The sequence below is a fragment of the Leptolyngbya sp. DQ-M1 genome, assembly GCF_039962505.1.
Taxonomy (GTDB): Bacteria; Cyanobacteriota; Cyanobacteriia; order Leptolyngbyales; family Leptolyngbyaceae; genus Leptolyngbya.
The window spans coordinates 908,034-930,083 of record NZ_JAMPLJ010000001.1 but is presented as its reverse complement, the minus strand read 5'-3'; the positions used below and the strand labels follow the sequence as shown (position 1 = coordinate 930,083).

At 48.7% G+C, this 22,050-nt stretch carries 24 protein-coding genes and 1 tRNA gene; 12 read left to right on the top strand and 13 right to left on the bottom strand.

Annotated elements, in window-relative coordinates:
• Positions 1–492: 492 nt before the first annotated feature.
• A complete protein-coding gene (locus NC981_RS04535; RefSeq protein ID WP_190378857.1) occupies positions 493–1,506 on the top strand; it encodes a type I glyceraldehyde-3-phosphate dehydrogenase in 1,014 nt (337 codons plus the stop codon).
• 124 nt (positions 1,507–1,630) lie between these two features.
• Here NC981_RS04535 and thiL read toward each other — a convergent pair whose 3' ends face one another.
• Positions 1,631–2,593 (bottom strand): thiamine-phosphate kinase, encoded by a 963-nt coding sequence (gene thiL / locus NC981_RS04530; protein ID WP_348241699.1) that lies wholly within the window; start codon positions 2,591–2,593, stop codon positions 1,631–1,633.
• Between the two features lie 164 nt (positions 2,594–2,757).
• Entirely contained in the window at positions 2,758–3,849 is a 1,092-nt protein-coding gene (locus tag NC981_RS04525; protein ID WP_348241698.1) for a peptidylprolyl isomerase, read from the bottom strand.
• Between the two features lie 120 nt (positions 3,850–3,969).
• On the opposite strand from NC981_RS04525, the gene efp reads away from it, so the two are divergent.
• Positions 3,970–4,533 carry an elongation factor P gene (gene efp, locus NC981_RS04520; RefSeq protein ID WP_190378854.1) on the top strand — a complete coding sequence of 188 codons (564 nt, stop codon included), beginning with the start codon at positions 3,970–3,972 and terminating at the stop codon, positions 4,531–4,533.
• 72 nt (positions 4,534–4,605) lie between these two features.
• Positions 4,606–5,079 carry an acetyl-CoA carboxylase biotin carboxyl carrier protein gene (accB, locus tag NC981_RS04515; protein WP_190378853.1) on the top strand — a complete coding sequence of 158 codons (474 nt, stop codon included), beginning with the start codon at positions 4,606–4,608 and terminating at the stop codon, positions 5,077–5,079.
• On the opposite strand, the gene NC981_RS04510 is transcribed toward accB, so the two are convergent.
• Positions 5,066–6,472 carry a hemolysin family protein gene (locus tag NC981_RS04510; RefSeq protein WP_348241697.1) on the bottom strand — a complete coding sequence of 469 codons (1,407 nt, stop codon included), beginning with the start codon at positions 6,470–6,472 and terminating at the stop codon, positions 5,066–5,068. The genes accB and NC981_RS04510 overlap by 14 nt on opposite strands.
• A gap of 37 nt (positions 6,473–6,509) precedes the next feature.
• Positions 6,510–7,175: a hypothetical protein gene (locus NC981_RS04505; protein WP_348241696.1), complete on the bottom strand. Its 666-nt coding sequence runs from the start codon at positions 7,173–7,175 to the stop codon at positions 6,510–6,512.
• A gap of 121 nt (positions 7,176–7,296) precedes the next feature.
• Between NC981_RS04505 and NC981_RS04500 the strand changes: the two genes are divergently transcribed.
• A tRNA-Ile gene (locus NC981_RS04500) sits at positions 7,297–7,369 on the top strand.
• Positions 7,370–7,420: 51 nt separating this feature from the next.
• Here NC981_RS04500 and NC981_RS04495 read toward each other — a convergent pair.
• Positions 7,421–7,915 (bottom strand): hypothetical protein, encoded by a 495-nt coding sequence (locus NC981_RS04495; RefSeq protein WP_348241695.1) that lies wholly within the window; start codon positions 7,913–7,915, stop codon positions 7,421–7,423.
• Positions 7,916–8,057: 142 nt separating this feature from the next.
• Here NC981_RS04495 and pyrE point away from each other — a divergent pair, with 142 nt between their 5' ends.
• Entirely contained in the window at positions 8,058–8,675 is a 618-nt protein-coding gene (pyrE, locus tag NC981_RS04490) for an orotate phosphoribosyltransferase (protein WP_348241694.1), read from the top strand.
• Between the two features lie 56 nt (positions 8,676–8,731).
• Here pyrE and NC981_RS04485 read toward each other — a convergent pair whose 3' ends face one another.
• Both NC981_RS04485 and NC981_RS04480 read right to left on the bottom strand, forming a co-directional pair.
• Positions 8,732–9,664 carry an outer membrane beta-barrel protein gene (locus NC981_RS04485; RefSeq protein WP_348241693.1) on the bottom strand — a complete coding sequence of 311 codons (933 nt, stop codon included), beginning with the start codon at positions 9,662–9,664 and terminating at the stop codon, positions 8,732–8,734.
• 34 nt (positions 9,665–9,698) lie between these two features.
• Positions 9,699–10,721: a hypothetical protein gene (locus tag NC981_RS04480; protein ID WP_348241692.1), complete on the bottom strand. Its 1,023-nt coding sequence runs from the start codon at positions 10,719–10,721 to the stop codon at positions 9,699–9,701.
• Positions 10,722–10,947: 226 nt separating this feature from the next.
• Here NC981_RS04480 and NC981_RS04475 point away from each other — a divergent pair, with 226 nt between their 5' ends.
• Together NC981_RS04475 and NC981_RS04470 are read left to right on the top strand one after the other, a co-directional pair.
• On the top strand, positions 10,948–11,148 hold the full coding sequence (locus NC981_RS04475; RefSeq protein WP_190378846.1) for a cation transporter: 201 nt from the start codon (positions 10,948–10,950) through the stop codon (positions 11,146–11,148).
• A 72-nt stretch (positions 11,149–11,220) separates the two neighbouring features.
• A complete protein-coding gene (locus NC981_RS04470; protein WP_348241691.1) occupies positions 11,221–11,763 on the top strand; it encodes a pyridoxamine 5'-phosphate oxidase family protein in 543 nt (180 codons plus the stop codon).
• Between the two features lie 78 nt (positions 11,764–11,841).
• On the opposite strand, the gene NC981_RS04465 is transcribed toward NC981_RS04470, so the two are convergent.
• Entirely contained in the window at positions 11,842–12,435 is a 594-nt protein-coding gene (locus NC981_RS04465) for a hypothetical protein (RefSeq protein ID WP_348241690.1), read from the bottom strand.
• A 113-nt stretch (positions 12,436–12,548) separates the two neighbouring features.
• Here NC981_RS04465 and zds point away from each other — a divergent pair, with 113 nt between their 5' ends.
• Both zds and NC981_RS04455 read left to right on the top strand, forming a co-directional pair.
• A complete protein-coding gene (gene zds, locus NC981_RS04460; RefSeq protein WP_348241689.1) occupies positions 12,549–14,018 on the top strand; it encodes a 9,9'-di-cis-zeta-carotene desaturase in 1,470 nt (489 codons plus the stop codon).
• A gap of 302 nt (positions 14,019–14,320) precedes the next feature.
• Positions 14,321–14,569 (top strand): RNA-binding protein, encoded by a 249-nt coding sequence (locus NC981_RS04455; RefSeq protein WP_190378842.1) that lies wholly within the window; start codon positions 14,321–14,323, stop codon positions 14,567–14,569.
• A gap of 126 nt (positions 14,570–14,695) precedes the next feature.
• Here NC981_RS04455 and NC981_RS04450 read toward each other — a convergent pair whose 3' ends face one another.
• The 3 genes from NC981_RS04450 to NC981_RS04440 form a co-directional block, all read right to left on the bottom strand.
• Complete coding sequence (locus tag NC981_RS04450; RefSeq protein ID WP_190378841.1) at positions 14,696–14,965, bottom strand: GlsB/YeaQ/YmgE family stress response membrane protein; 270 nt, start codon at positions 14,963–14,965, stop codon at positions 14,696–14,698.
• A gap of 157 nt (positions 14,966–15,122) precedes the next feature.
• Positions 15,123–16,205, bottom strand: coding sequence for a lipopolysaccharide heptosyltransferase II (gene waaF, locus NC981_RS04445; RefSeq protein WP_348241688.1), 1,083 nt, complete (start codon positions 16,203–16,205; stop codon positions 15,123–15,125).
• Complete coding sequence (locus tag NC981_RS04440) at positions 16,186–17,172, bottom strand: PfkB family carbohydrate kinase (RefSeq protein ID WP_348241687.1); 987 nt, start codon at positions 17,170–17,172, stop codon at positions 16,186–16,188. The genes waaF and NC981_RS04440 overlap by 20 nt, the downstream gene beginning before the upstream one ends.
• A gap of 346 nt (positions 17,173–17,518) precedes the next feature.
• On the opposite strand from NC981_RS04440, the gene NC981_RS04435 reads away from it, so the two are divergent.
• Positions 17,519–18,478, top strand: a complete 960-nt coding sequence (locus NC981_RS04435) for a GDSL-type esterase/lipase family protein (RefSeq protein WP_348241686.1) — start codon at positions 17,519–17,521, stop codon at positions 18,476–18,478.
• Between the two features lie 92 nt (positions 18,479–18,570).
• Here the strand turns inward: NC981_RS04435 and psb27 are convergent, their stop codons facing one another.
• Positions 18,571–18,969 (bottom strand): photosystem II protein Psb27, encoded by a 399-nt coding sequence (gene psb27 / locus NC981_RS04430; protein WP_190378837.1) that lies wholly within the window; start codon positions 18,967–18,969, stop codon positions 18,571–18,573.
• Positions 18,970–19,221: 252 nt separating this feature from the next.
• Here psb27 and NC981_RS04425 point away from each other — a divergent pair, with 252 nt between their 5' ends.
• Together NC981_RS04425 and NC981_RS04420 are read left to right on the top strand one after the other, a co-directional pair.
• Entirely contained in the window at positions 19,222–19,968 is a 747-nt protein-coding gene (locus tag NC981_RS04425) for a tetratricopeptide repeat protein (RefSeq protein ID WP_348241685.1), read from the top strand.
• Positions 19,969–20,132: 164 nt separating this feature from the next.
• Positions 20,133–21,236, top strand: coding sequence for a saccharopine dehydrogenase NADP-binding domain-containing protein (locus NC981_RS04420; RefSeq protein ID WP_348241684.1), 1,104 nt, complete (start codon positions 20,133–20,135; stop codon positions 21,234–21,236).
• On the opposite strand, the gene NC981_RS04415 is transcribed toward NC981_RS04420, so the two are convergent.
• Complete coding sequence (locus tag NC981_RS04415; protein WP_348241683.1) at positions 21,225–22,040, bottom strand: TlyA family RNA methyltransferase; 816 nt, start codon at positions 22,038–22,040, stop codon at positions 21,225–21,227. The two genes, NC981_RS04420 and NC981_RS04415, sit on opposite strands and share 12 nt — an antisense overlap.
• Between the last annotated feature and the right edge of the window lie 10 nt (positions 22,041–22,050).

The window sequence follows — 22,050 nt, the reverse complement described above, 5'->3', positions numbered from 1 at the left end:
AATTATTCTGATTGCAAAGTTGTCACTCTAGATGGACTGTAATCAATTCTCTTCACTTAAATTCGGGCTGATTCCTGAAAAATTAAAATCTTTTATGCGCTGAAGAGCGCCGAATCAACCCTGCTTCTAAGTTCTGCTGACTCAAATTTGTTTTAGATCGAATCTTCTTTCAAAGGACTTGTAAGAGTGCCTCGATCGAATTCCAATTTATTGCCAAAATCACCCCCAAGTTGCAGTCTTATTCGTCAGAGTGCTACAGATTTTGCCACAACTATTTTGAAATAGCATCTATTTTTTAGCTTGCCCGTCGTCGTTCTGAAGATTAATGATTCGGTTGACCTTCTTTGGCTCTATCTTGAGGAGTAGAGGCTGCGATCGAATGACTTTGCTATGCCTTGCTGATCCCAATTCATTTGTTGATGAGAAGTCGGCTGCCTTTTACGGTATGATGTGACTCATCAATAGGTATTTATATTCAGAGGGCAAGACGCAGTGGTTAGAGTAGCGATCAACGGCTTTGGACGTATTGGACGCAACTTTTTGCGATGCTGGGCAGGGCGGCAGACGACGGGACTGGATTTGGTTGCGATTAACGATACGTCTGATCCCAGAACGAACGCGCATTTGATCAAGTATGACTCGATGCTGGGTAAATTCTCCGGCGAAGTGAGTGCGGACGAGAATACGATCACGGTGAACGGTAAGACGATTAAATGCACCTCCGATCGCAATCCCGAAAACCTACCCTGGGGGGCTTGGGACATTGATCTGATCATCGAATCAACGGGTGTGTTCATCTCGAAAGAGGGCGCAACCAAGCATCTCAATGCAGGTGCAAAAAAGGTTCTGATCACTGCGCCTGGCAAGAATGAAGATGGGACGTTTGTCGTGGGAGTGAACCACGAAGATTACGACCATCACAAGCACCACATCATCAGTAACGCAAGCTGTACGACGAACTGCTTAGCGCCGATCGCGAAAGTGATCCACGAAAACTTTGGCATTATCAAAGGTACGATGACGACGACCCACAGCTACACTGGGGATCAGCGGATTCTTGATGCGAGCCACCGGGATTTGCGTCGGGCACGGGCAGCGGCGATTAACATTGTACCGACTTCGACCGGTGCAGCGAAAGCGGTTGCGCTCGTCCTCCCCGAACTGGCTGGAAAGCTGAACGGGATTGCATTGCGCGTTCCGACTCCGAACGTTTCGGTTGTGGATCTTGTGGTGAACGTGGAGAAAAGCACGATCGCCGATCAAGTGAATGCAGTGCTGAAAGAGGCTTCAGAAACTTCGCTCAAAGGAATTCTGAAATATTGCGATCTGCCGTTGGTGTCCAGCGATCACGCGGGAACCGATGAATCATCGATTATCGATGCGGCTTTGACGATGGTGATGGGCGGCGACATGGTGAAGGTGGTCGCTTGGTATGACAACGAGTGGGGCTATTCTCAGCGAGTGGTTGACCTGGCTGAAGTTGTTGCCCAGAAGTGGGAAAAATAAGAGAGTTCTTTTTGATGAAATTCCCGGTCGCACCAGTGTGCGACCGGGAATTTTTGTTAGATGGGAGCTTGCCAGAGAAAACGCAGCGAATTTCAGTCGCTTATGCCTACAGTAACGCAGGTTCTCAGCCGCTAAAATGCTGAAATCCCTGTTCTAAGCTCAAAGGTCGATCGTCAAACCCACCCGAAGAATCAATTAATTGAACTGCCAAATCAGAAGTAATTTCACCGACGATCGCTGATCCTTTCACTTGCTTCACCCACTGTTGCGCCTGCTTGAACGGTAAAGATAAAACAAGCTCGAAATCCTCACCGCCGTAGAGTGCCCAGTCGATCGCTTGTTGGGGTGAAACCCATTGCTTTAAGGCAGGATTGATCGGAATCAACGCACGATCGAGCTTTGCCCCAACTCCGCTCATCCGGCAAATTTGCAGCACTGCGTCTGCGAGTCCATCGCTGCTATCCATGCCAGAAACACGACCCGAAAACTGGGGTAGATCAAATCGCGGAATCGGATATTGATGAGCGCGAATCAGAGAAGCTCGTTCTGGAGCGTGATCAGAGTTCAACAACATTTCTAAACCTGCGCGAGATGAGCCATGAACTCCGGTGACGAAAATGGCATCACCTGGTTGAGCGGTCGATCTCTGAATCACACGATCTGGATCAACTTGTCCAAACGCAGTAATTGCCAACGTAACTACAGGCGATCGACATAAATCTCCGCCGACGATCGTTCCACCAAACCGGTTCAAACAATCCGACATTCCTTGATAAAGCCGTTCGACCCATTCTACGGGCGTTGTTTTCGGTAGACCTAAACCGACTGTGATACCAAGCGGTAAGGCTCCCATTGCAGCGAGATCCGAAAGATTTGCAGCGATCGCTCTCCAACCTGCGGATTCTGGCGGTGTGGTTCGGTCACTAAAATGCACACCATCGACGAGAACATCAGAAGTAATGACCAGTGATTTTCCCGGTTCTGTGGGCAAAACAGCAGCATCGTCTCCAACAATCGCACTCGGACAGAATGCCTGAACTCGCTTTAATAACCCTTGTTCGCCGATATCTTGAACGGTCAGAGACATAAATTTAAGAGGTGACGAATGCTAGGCATACTTCAACGGCTTGGAACGTATAGCTACGCTGATTGCTACTGAAGTCACTCTCGTCCATAGGAATCCTAAAGCAAATTACGGCATCATCTTGAAGGCAGCGCTACTAAGTTTTGAAGTTAGTAGCGCTGCTTCTTTTAAGCATCTTTTGGCTCGACCAGGTTTTCTAAGCCATCTACAACTTTCATTGACTCGATCGTATCTCCTGCTTTCAGTTGTCCCAAAACATCTGCTCCGTCCGTCACAAAGCCGAAAATCGAATATCGACCGTCGAGCAAGTTTGCACCTGCTGGAGTTAATTCTGGCTCAAACAGGAAGAAAAAGAACTGAGACGATCCACCATTGGGATCAAAGTCAGGACGTGCCAACGCCAAAGCACCATACGCTGAGAACGGTAGCACAGGGGGATCAAGGTAGCGTCCTGCATCTTCTAAAGTAATGCCGTAGGTCGGAACCTTATCGCCTTTCACTAAGACTTCGAGTGGAACTGCCCGATATTGGTTTGTTTTCGGGTCAACAAATCCCACTTCCTTTCCGGGTGGATCACCAACTTGCAGCACGTAAGATTCTTCAGCGCGAGTAAAGGGTAAGCCGTTATAAAAACCGCGCTGTACCAGATCGACAAAGTTTCCAGCCGTCACGGGTGCACTATAACCATCCACCACGATCGTTAAATCACCTTTCGAGGTTTTGGCTGCGATCGTGGCTCGTCCTTTCAGTTGCGGCAGATTGTTGTACTCTTGCGGCACTTCATACGGAAAGCCAGTCACCATCGCCGATTCAATATCGCCCACTTTATCGAGCAATTCCGCCCGCTTCTCTAATGTTTTTGACTTATCTTTCGCAGCAGCAACTTCCGTCAGTTCCGCGATTCCGGCTTTTAGCTGCTCGATTAATTGCTCGGCTTCGGGCTTGCGATCGTCTACCACACTTGCCAAAATTTTATCTTTTTTCAGCGACAAAATCCGATCTGCTCGATTCAAATCTGAAGTGACCGCTCCCCAGCGACGATTTGCTCGCAGTTGAGTCGAGATCTCTTCGAGACTCGATTGCACTTGGCGAATTTCGTCATTGTCGATCGGCAACGCATAGCGCAATAATGCTTTTGGATCTTTGATCGCATTCCCTTGAGGAAGCGCGTAAACAGGCGCGGCAACCCCGATCAAGAGCGCGATCGTACAAATCAGTGCGCCAACAGAGCGTTTGAAGGAAACATTACAAAAAGACATACAGCTTAAAACCTAGAGATCAGTCAGCCCGCTTTGATTGTCCCATGTTGGGGAGCGATAAAAAGCGATCAGTGAGCGGTAAAATGAAGTGCCGAACGTTCTCCCCATTTATTTAAAGTCATGATTTCCAGTAACGATTTTCGCCCCGGTGTCAGTATTGAGCTTGATGGCTCAGTGTGGCGCGTGGTGGAGTTTTTGCACGTTAAACCGGGTAAAGGGTCTGCATTTGTTCGCACCAAGCTGAAGAATGCTCAAAACGGCAACGTGGTTGAACGCACCTTCCGGGCAGGGGAAACGGTTCCCCAAGCTACGCTCGAAAAAAGCACGATGCAGCACACCTACAAAGAAGGTGATGAGTATGTGTTTATGGACATGGAGACCTACGATGAAGGTCGTCTCAGCGCGGCGCAAATTGGCGATCGCGTCAAATACCTCAAAGAAGGCATGGAAGTGAACGTCGTGCGCTGGAACGAGCAAGTTCTCGAAGTAGAACTGCCCAACTCTGTCGTTCTCGAAGTGACGCAAACCGATCCGGGCGTGAAAGGCGATACCGCAACGGGTGGCACAAAACCCGCGATCGTCGAAACAGGCGCACAAGTGATGGTTCCCTTGTTTATCACCATCGGGGAAAAGATCAAAATCGATACCCGAAATGATACTTATTTGGGAAGAGAGAAAGAATAATGAGTCAGAGATCAGAGAATCTCTCTTCGCTTTTTCTGATCTCGACCCCGATTTTTGAGGAGTACCAATACTGTGCCACTGGATCTCACTGAACTGCGTGAATTATTAACGACGTTAAATCAAACAGATATTTCGGAATTAACGTTAAAAGCAGATGATTTTGAATTGACGGTACGGCGCGGGTCGCGAGTCGAAGCGCCTGCGATCGCGCCTGTTCCGGGTGTAATGCCTCAACCTGTAGTTGCACCGCCGCCTGAACCTGTAAAACCGGAAGCACCCAGCGCTGCACCCATCAGCGATCGCAAGCTCGTTGATGTGGTTTCGCCGATCGTTGGCACGTTCTACCGCGCTCCTTCTCCGGATGAGCCGCCTTTTGCTGATATTGGGACTCGCATCCAAAAAGGGCAGGTTGTTTGCATCATCGAAGCGATGAAAGTGATGAATGAAATCGAAGCCGAAGTCGCGGGCGAGGTTGTCGAAGTGCTAGTGCAGAACGGGCAACCCGTAGAATATGGACAGCCTTTGATGCGGGTTAATCCGGCTTAGAGAATTCATCGAGCATGGCGGGTGTTTCGATCCGATGCACCCGAATTTCGTGTAGGCGTGGCCCTTCTGCGGAGACAACGGTTAGCTCATAGTTGGCATATTGCAGCGTTTCGCCCTTGTGTGGGATTTTCTGCCACTGATAAAACAGAAAGCCTCCCAGCGTTTGGTACTCATCCATCATGGGCAAACCGAGGTGCAGTCGATCGTTGATTTCTTCGACATCGACTTGCGCTTGGATTAAGAAGGTATTCTCATCGACGATCTGAATCTCTTGATCTTCATCGCTTTCGGATTCAGGCGGATCCCCAATAATTTGAGTGACTAAATCCTGAATTGTGACTAATCCTGCTGTACCCCCGAACTCATCGACGACTAGCACCATATGTTGTCGATCGCGCTGCATCAAGCTGAGCAATTCTCCTAAAGTCGTGTACTCTGGCACGAATCGAGCCGGCTGAATCCAGGGTTTAATCGGACTTTCTAGATCCAATGTTCCTTGTACCAACGGTTCTGCAAATTCTTTCAGATGCACAAACCCGCAAATGTCATCCAGCGATTCTCCGGTAATGGGAAAGCGAGAATGTCCGCTTTCCGCGACTTCGACGAGTAGATCGCGGACTGTCGCATCGATCGGTAACGTGATCATGCTAGGACGACGTACCATTACCGATTCGGCTGAAACTTCCGCAAACTCAAAGACATTACTCAGCAGTTCACGTTCTTCTTGCTCCAGTCCGCTCGATTCGGTTGAAGTTGCGATGATGAGCTGCAACTCTTCGGGTGTGACCTGGTTATACCAACCCTGTCCGGTGTACTGAATGCCGATCAAGCGCAATAGTAATCGAGTGGATTGATTTAATGCCCAGACGAATGGATTGAAAAATCGAGCGATCGCTAAACTAAACGGACCTAAAAATCTGGCAATTTCTTCTGAATATAAAAGCGCGACGGATTTGGGACAGAGTTCACCTAATACGATCTGTAAATAAGCAATCATCAGAAACGCGATCGCCGTCGAGAGTGAGTGTGAAATTGGCTGAATCCATGCGCTGGGCAATGGCAAGTGATTCAACCACACCGCAACGACCACTGCCATTGTCGATTCCCCGATCCAGCCCAGCGCCAAACTCGACAGCGTAATGCCAAGCTGCGTGGTGGAGAGCAATCGATCAATACTGCGCTGGAGCGATTGCACCGTTCGGGCTTGCACGTCTCCAGCATCGACTAATTGATTAATTCGGGAGCGGCGCACCGAGACGATCGAGAATTCCGCAGTCACAAAAAAGGCATTGATCGCAATCAGCAGCAATACTGAAAGAAATCGCAATCCGATATCGGTAAAACTTAAATCCTGGGTCGGAACTGCCAACACGGGCGGAATAGAAGCAGTCATTGAGCGCTTAAGATGAACATTGCCAGAGTAGATCAGTTTAAGGGGATTTGATCGGAATATCTGCCATCTTAAGTTGAAGCTTCTGATCGGGGTAATCGCTCAGTTGCAGCGAAATTTTTTGAGCATCATCAAGCATCGACGTGGAAATGCTAATCGTTCCGGTAAAGCGATCGCTCTTTGACGGCAATTCAGGCGGCAATCCGGCGGTATCCGCCACAATCAAGCGTCCTTTATCATCGGTGACATTGAGAAAACTGTAGAGAAATTTTACGGGTTGATTGCTGTTGTTTTTCAGCGCAACATCAAGCAAGAGAAACTCACCCTGCTTGCGAATGCCTGTGACATCCATCGCGACTCCATTCGTTTGAGTCGTCATCGGTAGTTTAGCGGCGGCATTGGACGCAGGCTTGGCTTCTTCTGAGTTTGATTGAGGAGAAGCATTGGGACTGGGTGAACTAGAACGCCCAGCGCTTGTTCGTCCTTTCACGGTTTTTAGAATGTCTTCTTCTTTAAGCAGCACGATATCTTCGCGCACACTAGAGTTTTGAGCTGTTCCTTTATTCGTTGGGCGTGAATCTGGTTGGGTAATGCCCTTGAGCGCTTCCCGCCCGATCGCAAATCCCAACGCTCCAGTAAATACGCCTGCTCCCGTCATCAGAACGAGCAATAAAAACGTGAGGGCAACGGTAGGATTGATTTTCATGAGCGATCGGGCAATGATTACATCAGCAATTGTATGCTGCAAATTTGAATTTGAGCAGACTTGAGTGTGCGATCGATTTTTTGAACAGACCCGAAAAATCTCAGCTACAATACGGCTAGTTCCAGGGTTGGCCGAGCGGTTTAGGCAGCGAACTCATAATTCGCCTTAGGCGGGTTCAACTCCTGCACCCTGGATTAAAAAGATTTTGGATTTTAGCGTCACCCAAAATCCAAAATCCAAACCCTTTAAAACCGTTGGGGAAGCAGTTGTGTTGGGCGTGGGGGCTGCGCTACCGGGACGGCCTGGACTGGGAATTGCGGATCTAAAGGCTGATCGATCGAGAATTCGCTGCCTGCGATCGGATTGCTGGCAGTCGGTAGCGTCAACACTGAGAGATTAAACGGATTGGGCAGATCAGCCGTCCGAATAATCGGATCGCTTGAAACTTGCTGATTGAGCAAATCCACATAGAGGCGATGAACCCGCTCACCATCGCGAGAAATTTGGTTCTCAGGAAAGCCAAACGGTGTACCTAGAATGGTTTGCGTGGTTCTGAGGGGATTGCGATCAGAAAACTCGCCCAAGGCACCGTAAAATGCACGATCGACTGCATTCGGGATGACTTCGCGGGGACGGAACACGGAAGATGCAGAATCTTGCGCGTTCGCGGACATGGCAACCATGCTCGAAACAGCGCTAAATCCAATTGCGCGAATCAGGCTCTTGATCCTAACGCCCATAGTCTTTATCCTCAATGATTGGTTAAAGGGTGACAGCGAGACTGGTGTTTCTTCGATCGAGTCCGTATATTTTGCGATTCGAGTGATGAATTTAACCAAGTCTCTAATTTTTGCCACGTAACATTCATTAGTTTGCCCGTATATGACAAATGTAACTAAGTTCGACGCAAAATCATTTCCTTGGGTAACTGCCGCGATCGATGAGGTGCGCGATCGGCTGTTGGATCTCTTCTGTGCAGGGGCGTATCGCGAGGGTGATTTTCTCTTATCTTCGGGACAGCGCAGCACGTACTACATCAACGGAAAACAGGTAACGCTGCATCCTCAAGGAGCGCTGGCAGTAGGTCGAGTCCTATTATCGCTGCTGGATGCGGAAACGGTGGCGGTGGCGGGATTGACGCTAGGGGCTGATCCGATCGTCACTGCAACCAGCGTTGTCGCGGCGTATGAAGGGCGCACGATCGCGGCGCTGATTGTGCGTAAAGAAGCGAAAGGACATGGCACACAGGCGTATATCGAAGGATTAACGCTGCCGCAGGGAAGTCCGGTTGTGGTGTTAGAAGATGTGGTGACAACCGGACAATCGGCGATGAAAGCAGTTGATCGACTGCGCGATGCGGGCTATCGAGTCGAGGAAGTCATTTCGCTCGTCGATCGTCAACAAGGAGGGGCAGAGTTTTATCAACAGCAGGGCTTGAAGTTTCGAGCGGTTTATACGATCGTTGACTTACAGCAGCGCTGGAAACAATTGCAGGCTTAGAATATGCAGGCTTAGAATATGCAGGCTTAGAATATGCAGGCTTAGAATATGCAGGCTTAGAACAGCGGCAGGTTAAAGCCCAATCCCAGACCAAAGGAAAGGTTATCTAGGTTAATGGCGCTATTCGACGATCGACCCAATAAGTAGGAGGCTGATCCCGTCAAGAAGACATCGGGGCTGATGTTGTAGGTCATTAACGCGCTGATTTGATGCTCGGTGTCGGATCGATCAACCTGCGTAAAGCTCTTGAACGTGAGTCGATAATCTAATGCACCTTGCACAGTGGGCGTAATGTCGTAGCGCAACCTCGCGCCGATCGTATTGGTAACGCGGCTTTGCTCATTTGGATTGGCAAAACTCGCTCTGAGTTCATAAAACGAATCTAGCCGCAGTTGTTCACTGATCTGGTCTTGTCGCCCTACGATCAGTTGAACCGCATTGTCTTGCAGCAATCGCTGTCCGTTTGAATCTCGGTACAGCGTATCTTGCACCCATCCCAATTGTCCAAAGGTTCCCGGTGCAAGACGCTGCTGAACAGCAACGTTGTAATTGACGAAGTTGTAGTTAGAAGCGCCTTCTGAGGCAAAGCGGGTAATACCGCCGCCTGCCGCCGCAATCAGTCGCGTGTTCTCGCCGAGTTTGGGGGTTGCAAGCAGGTGGGCACTGTTGACGAAGACCGCATCACCAATTCTGAGGGCATCTAAAGCGGTGATGTTAGAGCTTGAGAAAGCAGACGATCGCACCAACAATTGCACATCCGGCTGACGGCGCGGAGGCGGGGGGCGATCAATAATCTGAATTTCACCCAGTTCGGATTTTGTGTCTTCTGGATCAAGCGGCTCGAGATTCGACTGTGAGTTGTTTTGTGAGCTGTTTTCGGGAGCGCGATCGATGGGAGAGGAAACCGGATCGGGAATGGATTGTGCAACGGTAGGACAACCCACTCCCACAACTGCAAGTGCAGAGAAAGCAATCAGAATATGTCGCATAAGAATTACTAGGTGAATGCTGAACTCAAGTGAACTAGCGTATGACGGTTCCTTGGCCGGTCGTAGGTTGTGTTCCAGGTTGTGTTGTTCCAGGTTGCGTTGTTCCAGGAGGCTGTGTTTGGGGAGGTTGTGTATCTACAGGAATATCGGTGGGTCTTCCCTGATCAGGTCGGGGATTTGTGAGATCGCGCCGCTCCTCGAATGTTCTGAGCGGGTCATCTGAATCAGTGGTGACACAATTGGTGCTGAGTGTGCTTGCTCCGCCTCGTGCATTCAGGGTGCAGAGTCCCTCTAGCTGACGTGCCTGTAAATTCAAGGCTGCGATCGTTGCTGCTCGGACTAAGTTCAACGTCTGCTGGACTCGCGCAGATTCAGCCGCGATCGTCGCTTCTTGTCCGGGTGCTAAGCCGAGGGCAAGGGAACTGGTTTGATAAAACCGTCTGAGATCAAAGGTTTGCACCTGTCCGATTACGCCATTTTGCACTGCAACCGTTTGACCCGCATTGAGGAGAACGGAGTTGCCTTTTGCATCGAGAATTCGAATCGGATTGTTAGTGAGATTGAAAAACTGCGCTTTGTTATTTGTGCCATCCACTACAATTGCCATTGCCAAGCTGCGGGGCGGAAACTGCTCGCTAGTGGAAGGAACATCAACTGCGCTGGGCGGTAGCTCTGCAATGGCTTGTCCTTCGAGCGTTTCGATCCGAGTTGCGACGGTTGTGGGTGGACTCATGATCAGCGCTGTTCCGTTTCGCAACTGAAAACCTCGCATCCCTGGGATAAATCGGAAAATCGCATTCGATCCAATCCGCGCCAGGGAACCTTCGTTAAATAACAGTTCTGCTCTCGATCGAGCCGCCGTCCGAATTGCATCTTGAGGTGCTAACACATCCGCTAATCGAGCAGGACGAGCAGGACGATTATTCTGAAGCAGTTGCGCTCTGTTTGTGAGTTTATAAACTTCGCCGCGAGTCAGGAGATCGGATGCTGCTAGGGCTGGACTCATCCAGGCAAAGGCTAAAAGACTCGCTGCAACGATACCGCGATGGATGTTCATAGGGGCGTTTTTGAAAAGGGATACTAATGGCACCGCATGTTTAGCTGCGACCATCATTTATCAATAGGGACGATTGAAAAAAGTTATGCAGTCTGCACCTGTGTTCTCCACTAGAGCGAAGATTTAATCCGGACAACGCAATATTCTGCAACAAAATCTATCTCAAGTGGGGGTCTCGATCGCGCGAATCCCAACACCATTGAAAGTGTTGTATGAGTTGAATGTTATGGCATTAAAACTGCACGTTCCCACTTTGGATAGTCCCGAAGCTGCTGAAGATATCAAAGCAACAATTTTGACGCACGAACCCGACGCGAAGGTCGATATCGATCTGGAGCAAAGGACTGTAACGGTTGAAGCGAAAGCCTCAGAAGAAACCTTCAAGCAAGCGATTACCGCAACCGGGCATGAGATTAGCGGGTACTAAGAAATGTAACGATGAGCGGTTCATAAAACTAAAGAGTGTTAATGTGAACCGCCATGTTTACTGCATTGAACAATGCCAAAGTTTTACCCGGAACTGACAGACGCGCTTCAGCAATTTATCGAAGAACAACACATCTTTTTTACGGCGACAGCTCCGATCGCCGGTCGAGTGAATGCCTCTCCAAAAGGGATTAATTCGTTTCGCGTTCTCGATCGTCAAACCGTTGCCTATCTCGATCTCACCGGAAGCGGCAATGAAACCAGCGCTCATCTGCTAGAAAATGGGCGGATGACGATTATGTTTTGCAGCTTTATCGGAAAGCCCGTCATCTTAAGACTTTACGGAACTGGATCGGTCATTTCCCCCAATCATGAAAAGTGGGACATGCTGTATTCCTTGTTTGAGCCGATTCCCGGAGCGCGGCAAATTGTTCGACTAGCGATCGATTCGCTCTCGACTTCTTGCGGTGGCGGGGTTCCGCTTTATGACTTTGTGGGCGATCGCGACGCTTTGATCAATTGGTCGATCAAGAAAGGCAGCAAAGGCTTGGAGCAGTACCGCAAAGATAACAATGAGGTCAGCATTGATGGTTTGCCAACCTACCCGTTGGTTTAGGGCGATCGCAGGATTTCTGGTAGAGACGTTTCGCCGAAACGTCTCTATGGTATTGGCATCGAACAGACTTTGATCGAATTACGGCGAGGGAGAAGGCGAAGGTGACGCTGAAGGTGATGGTGAGGCTGAGGGCGACGGGGAAGGCGATGGCGAGGATTTAACGGTTAACGGAATTCCATTGCTGGACGATCGACCACTGGTATCAAGCTGACGCGGATTTGTCTTAGCTTGCACCTGAGCTTCGGATAAATTGCGCTCGTATTCTGTGAGTGATTTGCGGACACGCGGTAACTGTGCCGCAGGCTTGAGAATATCGATCGCCAGCCTCCACCGCTCGATGACCAAATTCCAATCGTCTTTCGACTGTGCCGATCCTGCTAGGTTCCGGGCACTCACCGCTTTATCTTCTGCCTGACTCAGCAAAGTGTTTAAGTCTTCTTCCGAGAGTTTTTTGCCTGGCTTTGCTACGACAGTACGCGGGACTTTGATCTCAGATTTTGGTGGCAGTCGATCGGCAGTTTTTCCCGAAACAAAGCCTTTTTTCTCATAAGGAGTCGGATCGACAGGGCGGGGCGGGGTGTATTGCACAATGCGAGTTGGCAGAGGGTTACAGCCAATCAGCAACCCTAAAAGCGAAACGATCGACAGTCCTTTGATCAAACCGAAGCTCATACCAAAGCCCATACAGTGGAACAAATTCGACCCAGTTAGAATGCCTCGATTTCAGCTTTTGATTACACAAGAGCGTTAAAATTTCTTAAGAAAGTCGCGAGTGGAATTGCAGAATGCGTGTTGCGATCGTTGGGGCAGGTTTGGCAGGATTAGCCGCCGCCGTGGAATTAGTCGATGCGGGTCACGAAGTCGAAATCTTTGAAGCTCGATCGTTTGTGGGTGGAAAGGTCGGCAGTTGGATTGATGCCGACGGCAATCACATCGAAATGGGCTTGCACGTTTTCTTCAACAACTATGCAAACCTTTTTGCGCTGATGAAAAAGGTGGGCGTTTATGATGAACTCTTGCCCAAAGAGCATGTCCATACGTTTGTAAATCGGGGCGGGGAGTTAGGAAAACTCGATTTTCGCTTTTTGGTCGGTGCGCCGTTTCATGGATTAAAAGCATTTTTTACAACCGGACAGTTAACGATTCAAGACAAATTGCAGAATGCGATTGCGCTTGGGACAAGCCCGATCGTTCCCGGCTTAATCAATTTTGATGTGGCGATGAAAATGATTCGCGCCCTCGATAACGTCAGCTTTGCCGATTGGTTTCGCAGTCACGGCGGATCGCAGAATAGCCTGAAGAAAATGTGGGATCCGATCGCACTGGCGTTGGGATTTATTGACACCGAAAATATTTCTGCTCGCTGTATGCTGACGATCTTTATGATGTTCGCCTCAAAAACGGAAGCATCACGATTAAATATGCTATCGGGATCGCCTGCGGAATACCTGCATAAACCGATCGTTGACTACCTCGAAGCGAAAGGTACAAAAATCCACATCCGTAGACAAACCCGACGGATTTTGTTTGAAGGAGAAGGGCAGAATACCAAAGTGACTGGATTAGCAATAGCAAACGGTGAAACCGAAGAAATCATTACTGCTGATGTGTATCTTGCCGCTTGTGATGTGCCTGGAATTCAGCGACTCTTGCCGCAAGAATGGCGCAGCATCAAGGAATTTGACAATATTTACAAGCTAGAAGCGGTTCCCGTTGCGACCGTGCAACTGCGGTTTGATGGCTGGGTAACAGAAATGAATGATCCCCAAGCGCGGCATCAAGTCGAGCGATCGGCAGGAATTGACAATCTCCTCTACAGCTCCGATGCAGATTTCTCTTGTTTTGCAGATTTAGCGCTCACCAGCCCGAAAGACTATTACCGCGAGGGACAAGGTTCACTAATGCAGGTGGTTCTCACTCCTGGCGATCCCTTTGTGCCGATGAGCAATGAGGAGATAGCCAAACACGCCCTCAAACAGATTCATGATCTCTTCCCTTCATCACGGGAATTGAATATGACTTGGTACAACGTGGTAAAACTGGCACAATCGCTTTATCGCGAAGAACCTGGTAAAGACCCGTACCGCCCTTCGCAAAAAACGCCGATCGCAAATTTCTTCTTAGCCGGAAGCTACACCCAGCAAGACTATATCGACAGCATGGAAGGCGCAACAATTTCCGGGAAACAAGCGGCTCAAAAGATTCTTGAACCTACCGGATATAAAGTTCAAGGCGTAGGACTGTTTAAGTATTAAACCTGGGTGCTGCTCAAGATGATGACTTGAGCAGCACCGCTTCAAAAACGTCCAGAAATCCATCCATTGAAAAATTGCTTCAAATAAATTCGATATTTTTATGAAGATGTAGTCAGTAAAACAAACCGAATGGCAAGAAAAGAGCGATGATTAGAGCGGAATTTTAACCATTCGATCCGAATCGCAAAAAGCTTCTGAAGTATTTCCTTTGGAGTCCGGTCGCAAAAACCGTCACTCAGTAGCAATTTGTTGAGTGAGATCGCCGTTAAAATCCAGTTTTGCTCTTTGTTTCGGAAATTCTCATGACCATTTACGTTGGAAATCTTTCTTACAACGCGACTGTAGACGACCTCAAATCTGTGTTCGCTGAATATGGAACGGTAAAGCGCGTTGTCTTACCCACCGATCGAGAAACAGGACGGATGCGAGGCTTTGCGTTCGTTGAGATGCAAGAAGATAGCCAAGAGGACGCTGCAATCAGTGAACTCGATGGAGCGGAGTGGATGGGTCGGGAGCTTCGCGTCAATAAAGCAAAACCGAAAGGAGAATAATTAACCCCAAATTAGTCTGGATCAAGCCTAAAACTAAATAATTTCCATAAATTAAAAGCTTTCTCTGAACTTATGCAGAGAAAGCTTTTGTCATTAGAAAGATTGCGGATGCTCTAGATCGCTGAACTAAGCAGCACGACGAGTCAACAGACCCCACAGGAAGATTGCAACAATCGCGCCCAAGATTGCAATCAAGATACCACCAAAGCTCAAGGAAGCGGCGGTTAGATTCAATGCCCCTGTCGTCAGGAAGGTGAAAAGGCTACCACCGATGAATGCGCCGATAATTCCCAAGATAATTGTGCCAAGAATACCGCCACCTTGATCTCCAGGATAAATTGCCTTTGCGATCGCGCCTGCAATCAAACCTAAAATAATCCAAGCGATAAGATTCATAATCAGTTTCTCCTAAAAGTTTTTAGCTCACAGATACAAAGTATCAAGTGACTTCGTAGTTACCCATCTGTCAGAAGTGATAATCAAAAATGTCCCAGGGAAGAGAGACTTTTTAGAATCAGCTAAACTGCTTGCAAACGTTTAAGCCTGATAACTTTTAAGCCGAAACTTCAAGCATTTGTGTTACTTCTTCGAGCAATTCACAGGTTGCTTTTACCACGGTTTCAGGGGCAACTTGCGCTAAACAGTTGTGGTGTCCTTCTGGACAAATGCTCTTATAGCAATACTTACAAGGCACATCTTGAAACAGCAGTCGATGAGGAACTTGCCACGGCGTGTGTTGTGGATTGGTCAAAGCGTATAAATCAACAACTGGAGTTCCGAGCGCGGCGGCAAGGTGCGCGGGTGCAGTGTTATTTGAGATGACGACGGGTGCAAGTTCGATCAGTGCTGCGAACTCACCTAAGCTTAATTGACAAACCAGCGAGTGAGCCGTCGCCTGCATTTTTGCCCGAATTTGAGCCACGATATCGAGTTCGATCGCAGTCCCTGTAAAAATCACCGCGAAATCATGCTCAAGAATTAACTGATCCGCAACGATCGCGAACTGTTCGATCGAATACCGGCGTGAAGGAGCAGTTGCGCCGGTGTGCATGACAACCCATCGCTTTGGCAGGTTGAATGAACTCAGCAGATGAGACACGCGATCGTGCGCTCTGGGGTCTACTCGAAGTGAAAGGTGCTGATTTTCAGCGGTTGCGCCAATTTCAGTAACGAGATCGAGTTGGCGCTGGACTTCGTGACGAATGCCGCGATCGGGTTCTGGATCTTTGATCCAATCGGTGAGCAGTTGGTACGGATTTTCGTGGCAGTGCGCCAGTCGGAGCGGGATTTCTGCCAGGTAGCACAAGAACGCAGAAGGCAAAGGATTTTGGCTATAGACCGTAAAGATAATTGCGCCGTCGAACTGATGTTGTCGAAGCAGGTCGATCATGTCGTATTCTGGGCGCGGCGATTCGCGGGGAGCAGTTGCTTTTAGCCATGGAGAATCGTAAACGATCGTCTGATCAATTTCAGGAATCAGGGGCGCGATCGCGGCTCCCGCAGAAGAAGTCAGCAGCGTTAATCGGCGATCGGGCAGGGCGGTTTTGAGTGCCCGAAATGCGGGAGTGGTCATCAAGACATCGCCGATCGTATCCAGACGAATGCAAAGTAGATTTTTAGCTTGGTTCCAGGACATGACTAAATCTTGATTTGAGCTCTTCTAAGGTACATCGGGCGGTGCCTGGTTTTTGCACGACAATCGCGGCGGCGGCGGCTGCCAGTTCTGCGGCGATCGTGGCGTTGTTGGTGTAAGCCAAGGCGATCGCAAATGCAGCCGTAAAGGTATCTCCAGCGCCGATCGTTTGTGTGGAACAAGCTGGGTTTGCGCGGATTTGATACGGAGCGTGATCGCGCTGTAGCAGAATCACGCCGTCTCGATCGAGCGTTGCCGCTACGATTTTTGCTCCTGTTTTCTCTAGAATTTGCTCTGCGTTATTTTTCACATACTGAACTCTGGAGGAGTTTACGTTCTCAATCTGATTCAGTAAAGCTGATGTTTGCTGATAGTTTGGTTTAACTGCGGTTACGTCTAGAGTTTGATACTTTAGCAAATTCTTAGCATCAACAATCAAGCTCTTAGGACGATACTTCTGAAGTTGATCGATTGTATCAATGATGCGATTCGTCAGAATTCCATAGCCGTAATCTGAAATGATTACAGCATCATAATCTTTCCATTGTGTTTTGAGTTCAGTAATGAGCTTATCTTCTAGTTCTGTCGTTAACGACTCGGTACTTCCTTGGTCGAACCGCAGCAATAAACGATCGCCATCCATGACACGCTGTTTTGTGAGCGTCGTGCGATCGCTAGCGCTAACAACTCCTTCAATTCCCTGCAACACTTGCCGAAGTCTGATTCCCTCCCAATCTCCACCAGCGACTGAAAGTAGAGTCACCTTTGCTCCTAAGCTTTGCAGATTCATGGCAGTATTGGCAGCTCCTCCAGGCTGGTCGATCACGTGAGACAACGTGACGACCGGAACTGGAGTTTCTTGACATAAGCGCGTAGCACCGCCGTAAAGATAGCGATCGAGCATCGCTTCTCCAATGACAAGGATGCGCGATCGAGAAAACTGCTCCAGCACCGAAAGAAAGTCGCTCATGCTCGAACCCGTAGGGACAAGACTATGAATAGAGCTTCATCTAAGAGAAAATAAACGCTCTTGAGATAGATTTGTCAGACAACGAAATTTCAGGCTCATCCCAAGGTTCAGCCTGATTCTAGGGAGAATACTAACTTGACATTGATCCTTTGCAGATGGAAGGCTCAGAATTTATTTATAAAACTGAGCCAATCAGATAGAGCGCGACAGGCCAAGAGTTCTGATGAAGCGCGATTATTGTAATTGAATAAAAATCTTAGAGAAAAGCCTACCTTACGATTGCGAAACTATCCTGACTGTGTGATATTTGTCACGTTAAGGATAATTAGCGTTTATCCGCTCGTTTATGGCAACCTCTACAGCGTTTGCATTGGCTTTTTTGTCTGCGTTGGCTTCCGCTTCATCTCCACTGATTCTTTCGCGTCTCGAAATGTTCCCGACTCCAGTTGCGTCCCCTGAAATCATTTCAGACAACGTGCCAACGGTACCGAGTGGATTACCATTGGCTCCGATCGCTCCGATCGCATCCAACTTCGAGCCGGAGTTTTCAACGAAAATTGCAGCCAATTCGAGTCAAGCGCCTCAGTCGGGTGGACAGCTTTATGTCCAGCGTCTAGCCGCCCTGCAAATTGGCAAGCTTTATACCCGATTGCCGAGCGACAGTTTTGCGGAAATTTGGCGAGGAGCGGCATTACAGCCCACTTATCAACAATGGCGCAATCTGCTGGCGCAAGAATCCAAAGCTGTATCCAAGCGGAGCAGCGATCGCGATCTTGCCATTCTACTTGGCGATTCTTTGAGTTTATGGTTTCCTTGCGATCGCTTACAGTCTTCGCGAATCTGGCTAAATCAAGGCATTTCTGGCGATACAACCTGGAATATTTTGGCGAGACTGTCTGATCTAGTAGAGACGCGCCCCTCGGAGATTTACCTCATGGCAGGCGTGAATGATTTAAAGATGGGTGCCACTGATGCAGAGATTGTCTGGAATATTCAGCGAATCATTACAAAGCTGCAAGAGATGCACCCGAATGCCAGAATTATTGTTGAATCGATTTTGCCCACGCGATCGCACCGGATTCCGCACGATCGAATTGCTGGAATCAATGCCCAGTTAAAAGCGATCGCACAACGGGCAAGCGCAAGCTATCTGGATTTGTACTCTGAGTTTGTTGATCAAGATGGACAGATTTTGTCTGAGTACACAACAGATGGAATTCACCTCAGCGCTCAGGGTTATGCAGCTTGGCAATCTGTCTTCCAAGAATCCGGCAGCAAAATTGCAGCGCTTCCAATCTCAAATTAAGGCATCTACGAAATTCTCACGTGCTGAAAAACATGAGAAAACCCCAGACACAAGATTATCTCGTGCCTGGGGTTTCTAGATGAAATCAATATTTAGTTGCCGCGTTTTAGCGAAGCTTCGACTTGGTTGAACTCGATGTTTAAGCGATCGACCATCTTCTGCGGGACAGGACGATTCGGGTAAGAGCTATAGTGCCCAGCAAGAGAATTAAGCGCCGTTCGCATCGTGGTAAAAGAACTCAGCTTGGCTAAAGACGTATCGCGACGATAACGAGCAGCAAAATCGTTGATTAATTTTCGTGCGTCGGCTTGAATTGCCGCTTTGTCCGGTGCATCGGCGGGGAGCGTCATCGCAGTTTTGAGGGTGTTGATCACGGCGAGCGTGTCATCGCGGTAGTTGCCCGTCAGACCGCCCGATGCAGGAGAGCATCCGACAAGCCCGATCGCCACAACGATCACTAGCGCCAGCAGGCGAGACAATAAGCGCTTCATAAGCAGTTCGCGTTAGTTAGATGAACAAAAGTAACAATCTACTCATCGTACCGTGATCAGGAGCGATGGGATCAGAATCGGGTAAGCAAGCGGTTTGGATTTTGAGAATTTTAACGATTCCTTAAGATGGCAATGTGCGATCGATTCATCCCTCTGGATCGCACATTGCCATCTTAATAAACGCACTCTTCATGTCTGAAAAATCTCCCAGAGCAAAATGCTAGAGTGTGAGACAGTTGACTCATCTGCCGTATGTCGAAAAACCTCTTCACGACTTCAGAGCCATCTTCTACACCAATCTCAATTTCTCCGAGTTCGCCCATCGTGGGTTGGGGCATCGTCGCGATCGTGCTTGGAATTGCGATCGCAAGTCAATCCCTTCGTAAAAAACAACCTCAACCCGCACTCGATCCTTATCAGCCCCTCCCTTTCACGCAACTGATGCAATGGCTCGGTTACGGCAAACAACTCGAAAACGCGAAAAATCTCGAAGGCGCGATCGCGGTTTACGAGCAAGGCTTGAAACAATACCCCAACGATTTTCGACTGTGGCACGAACGTGGCTTAGCCCTCGCAAAACATCAGCGCTTTGAAGCAGCCCTTGAAAGTTACGATCGTGCCTTCGCTCTGCGCCCAGATTATCGAGATCTAGCGCACGAACGAGGCGATACGTTACTCCAGCTTGAACGGTACGAAGAAGCGATCGTATCACTCGATCAATATCTGCGATATGAACCGAATAGCGCTCATGTCTTAGCCGATCGTGGATATGCCCTGCATCAATTAGGACGGTATGAAGAAGCGTTACGAGCGCTGAACCAGGCAATCGATCGCGCGTTCAGCGATGCAAATTCACTCAACTATGCGCGGTACTATCAAATCGAATGCCTCCGAAAGTTGGGACAATTCAACGCCGCCCTACAAGCTTGCGAAGCTGCGATTAAGCAGAACCCTCAATTTCAAGCCCAGTACAAAGCAATTCAAGCTGAAATCGCTTAGATGATAGTCGTTTATTTCTAATCACAGCAATTTACGGACTGTTGCACTATTTGGAGAAGCGATCGACTTGGATTTTTGTTTGGTATCGTTTAGGGATGAGAAGCCTTATTTGCTGGGAATCAGCGCTGGGTTTTTCAGAAACTAACGTGAACGAATGATGGCTCATGACAAAGCAAGTTCTCATTCTCGGTGGTACGGGTCGAGTCGGTAGTAAGGTAGCAGCAGATCTGATTGCTCATACCGATGCAGAGATTACGATCGCCGGACGCAATTTACTCACAGGTGCACAGGTCAGTCAGCAACTGGGAGAGCGAGTCAAATTTAGCGCGATCGATTTATCCGCGACTGCGGTGTTAAAGGGTGCGATCGCGCAGTCAGACTTAGTAATTCACTGTGCTGGCCCGTTTCACTACCGTAATGCAAGTGTATTGCAAGCTTGTATTGATCAAGGTGTTAACTACATTGATGTCAGCGATCATCCTTCATTCACTCGCAAAGCGCTGGCATTTCGATCAAATGCCGAATCCGCTGACGTTACCGCAATTATTAACACAGGTATTTTCCCAGGTATTTCCAATAGCATGGTGCGGCGTGATGTCGAACGGTTAGATTATGCAGAAAAAATTCATTTAAGCTATGTAGTTGCAGGTTCTGGTGGAGCGGGTATTACCGTGATGCGAACGACGTTTCTCGGATTGCAGCGCCCGTTTGAAGCGTGGATCGGCGGAGACTGGCAAATGGTGAAGCCGTATAGCGATCGCGAAGTTGTCGAGTTTCCACAATACGGTAAGGTCGGTGTTTACTGGTTTGATATGCCCGAAGCTTTCACGCTGCCGGATACATTTCCGGTGAAAACGGTGATTACTAAGTTTGCAACGGTGCCCACGTTTTATAACTATCTAACTTGGAGTGTGGCGCGTTGGTGGCATCCAAAATTACTGCAAACGAAAGCAGTGATTGAGTTTTTGTCTCATGTCAGCCACTTTATGACCGATGTCACCGATCGCGTTAGCGGAATTGGGGTAGCGATTCGATCGGAAGTTACCGGAGAAAAAGATGGTCGATCGGTGCGCTGTGTCTCAACCATGACGCATCCCGATACCGCAGTTTCCGCCGGAATTGGAACAGGCACAGTCGCGGAAATGCTGTTATCGGGTGAGCTGAAAAAACCGGGAGTTTGGGCGATCGAGCAAGCACTCCCGACAGAATTGTTCGATCGAGCGATGCAAAACCGGGGAATCGAAATTCATCAGCAATTAATGGAGTAGCGCTTTCTGAGCAGATTGCACCGACTGTTTGATCTGCTCAAAATCTAGTGCTGTCGTTGTGGGTTCCGTTCTAAGCCAGAGCAGAAATTCAATGTTTCCCGCAGGGCCTAACAACGGCGACCAAGTGAGTCCTTGATATTGCCAACCGATTGATCGTGCACTTTCTAACACTTGCACGATCGCGCCTGTTTGATCTTTGATATCGCGCACTACGCCTTTTTTACCAATACGATCGCGCCCCACTTCAAACTGAGGCTTTACGAGCAAAATTGCCTCTTTTGGCGGCTGTAAAAGCTCCCAGAGTGCAGGAAGAACTTTAGTCAGCGAAATAAATGAAACATCAACAACCCCCAAATCAGGAATTGGTTGATCATTGGTGTACAACTCTTCCGGCTTCAGATGTCGAATATTCGTCCGTTCCCTCAACACGACACGCGGATCTTGACGCAAACTCCAAGCCACTTGTCCGTAACCTACATCAATTCCATAAACCTGCTTTGCACCCGATTGCAGCAAGCAATCGGTAAATCCACCCGTTGAGATGCCGCCATCGAGACAGACCCGATCGCTCACTTCAATCTGGAATTCCTGCAAGGCTTTACTGAGTTTTTCACCCCCCCGCGAGACAAACGGTGATTTCGCTCGAATGTTGATCGCGGCATCGATCGCGACTTCAGTTCCAGGCTTATCAATCACTTGTTGATCCACTCGCACTTCGCCTGCCTGAATCAGTCGCTGTGCCTGTTGGCGCGACGAGCAGAGTTCGCGATCGACTAAAAGTGTATCGAGCCGTTGTTTAGGCATTCCAATGTAG

Excerpts from the sequence above, each read along its gene's own strand:
- thiL (WP_348241699.1), bottom strand. The coding sequence starts at position 2,593 with ATGTCTCTGACCGTTCAAGATATCGGCGAACAAGGGTTATTAAAGCGA.
- NC981_RS04525 (WP_348241698.1), bottom strand. The coding sequence starts at position 3,849 with ATGTCTTTTTGTAATGTTTCCTTCAAACGCTCTGTTGGCGCACTGATT.
- efp (WP_190378854.1), top strand. The coding sequence starts at position 3,970 with ATGATTTCCAGTAACGATTTTCGCCCCGGTGTCAGTATTGAGCTTGAT.
- NC981_RS04510 (WP_348241697.1), bottom strand. The coding sequence starts at position 6,472 with ATGACTGCTTCTATTCCGCCCGTGTTGGCAGTTCCGACCCAGGATTTA.
- NC981_RS04505 (WP_348241696.1), bottom strand. The coding sequence starts at position 7,175 with ATGAAAATCAATCCTACCGTTGCCCTCACGTTTTTATTGCTCGTTCTG.
- NC981_RS04495 (WP_348241695.1), bottom strand. The coding sequence starts at position 7,915 with ATGGGCGTTAGGATCAAGAGCCTGATTCGCGCAATTGGATTTAGCGCT.
- pyrE (WP_348241694.1), top strand. The coding sequence starts at position 8,058 with ATGACAAATGTAACTAAGTTCGACGCAAAATCATTTCCTTGGGTAACT.
- NC981_RS04485 (WP_348241693.1), bottom strand. The coding sequence starts at position 9,664 with ATGCGACATATTCTGATTGCTTTCTCTGCACTTGCAGTTGTGGGAGTG.
- NC981_RS04480 (WP_348241692.1), bottom strand. The coding sequence starts at position 10,721 with ATGAACATCCATCGCGGTATCGTTGCAGCGAGTCTTTTAGCCTTTGCC.
- NC981_RS04475 (WP_190378846.1), top strand. The coding sequence starts at position 10,948 with ATGGCATTAAAACTGCACGTTCCCACTTTGGATAGTCCCGAAGCTGCT.
- NC981_RS04470 (WP_348241691.1), top strand. The coding sequence starts at position 11,221 with ATGCCAAAGTTTTACCCGGAACTGACAGACGCGCTTCAGCAATTTATC.
- NC981_RS04465 (WP_348241690.1), bottom strand. The coding sequence starts at position 12,435 with ATGAGCTTCGGTTTGATCAAAGGACTGTCGATCGTTTCGCTTTTAGGG.
- zds (WP_348241689.1), top strand. The coding sequence starts at position 12,549 with ATGCGTGTTGCGATCGTTGGGGCAGGTTTGGCAGGATTAGCCGCCGCC.
- NC981_RS04455 (WP_190378842.1), top strand. The coding sequence starts at position 14,321 with ATGACCATTTACGTTGGAAATCTTTCTTACAACGCGACTGTAGACGAC.
- NC981_RS04450 (WP_190378841.1), bottom strand. The coding sequence starts at position 14,965 with ATGAATCTTATCGCTTGGATTATTTTAGGTTTGATTGCAGGCGCGATC.
- waaF (WP_348241688.1), bottom strand. The coding sequence starts at position 16,205 with ATGTCCTGGAACCAAGCTAAAAATCTACTTTGCATTCGTCTGGATACG.
- NC981_RS04440 (WP_348241687.1), bottom strand. The coding sequence starts at position 17,172 with ATGAGCGACTTTCTTTCGGTGCTGGAGCAGTTTTCTCGATCGCGCATC.
- NC981_RS04435 (WP_348241686.1), top strand. The coding sequence starts at position 17,519 with ATGGCAACCTCTACAGCGTTTGCATTGGCTTTTTTGTCTGCGTTGGCT.
- psb27 (WP_190378837.1), bottom strand. The coding sequence starts at position 18,969 with ATGAAGCGCTTATTGTCTCGCCTGCTGGCGCTAGTGATCGTTGTGGCG.
- NC981_RS04425 (WP_348241685.1), top strand. The coding sequence starts at position 19,222 with ATGTCGAAAAACCTCTTCACGACTTCAGAGCCATCTTCTACACCAATC.
- NC981_RS04420 (WP_348241684.1), top strand. The coding sequence starts at position 20,133 with ATGACAAAGCAAGTTCTCATTCTCGGTGGTACGGGTCGAGTCGGTAGT.
- NC981_RS04415 (WP_348241683.1), bottom strand. The coding sequence starts at position 22,040 with ATGCCTAAACAACGGCTCGATACACTTTTAGTCGATCGCGAACTCTGC.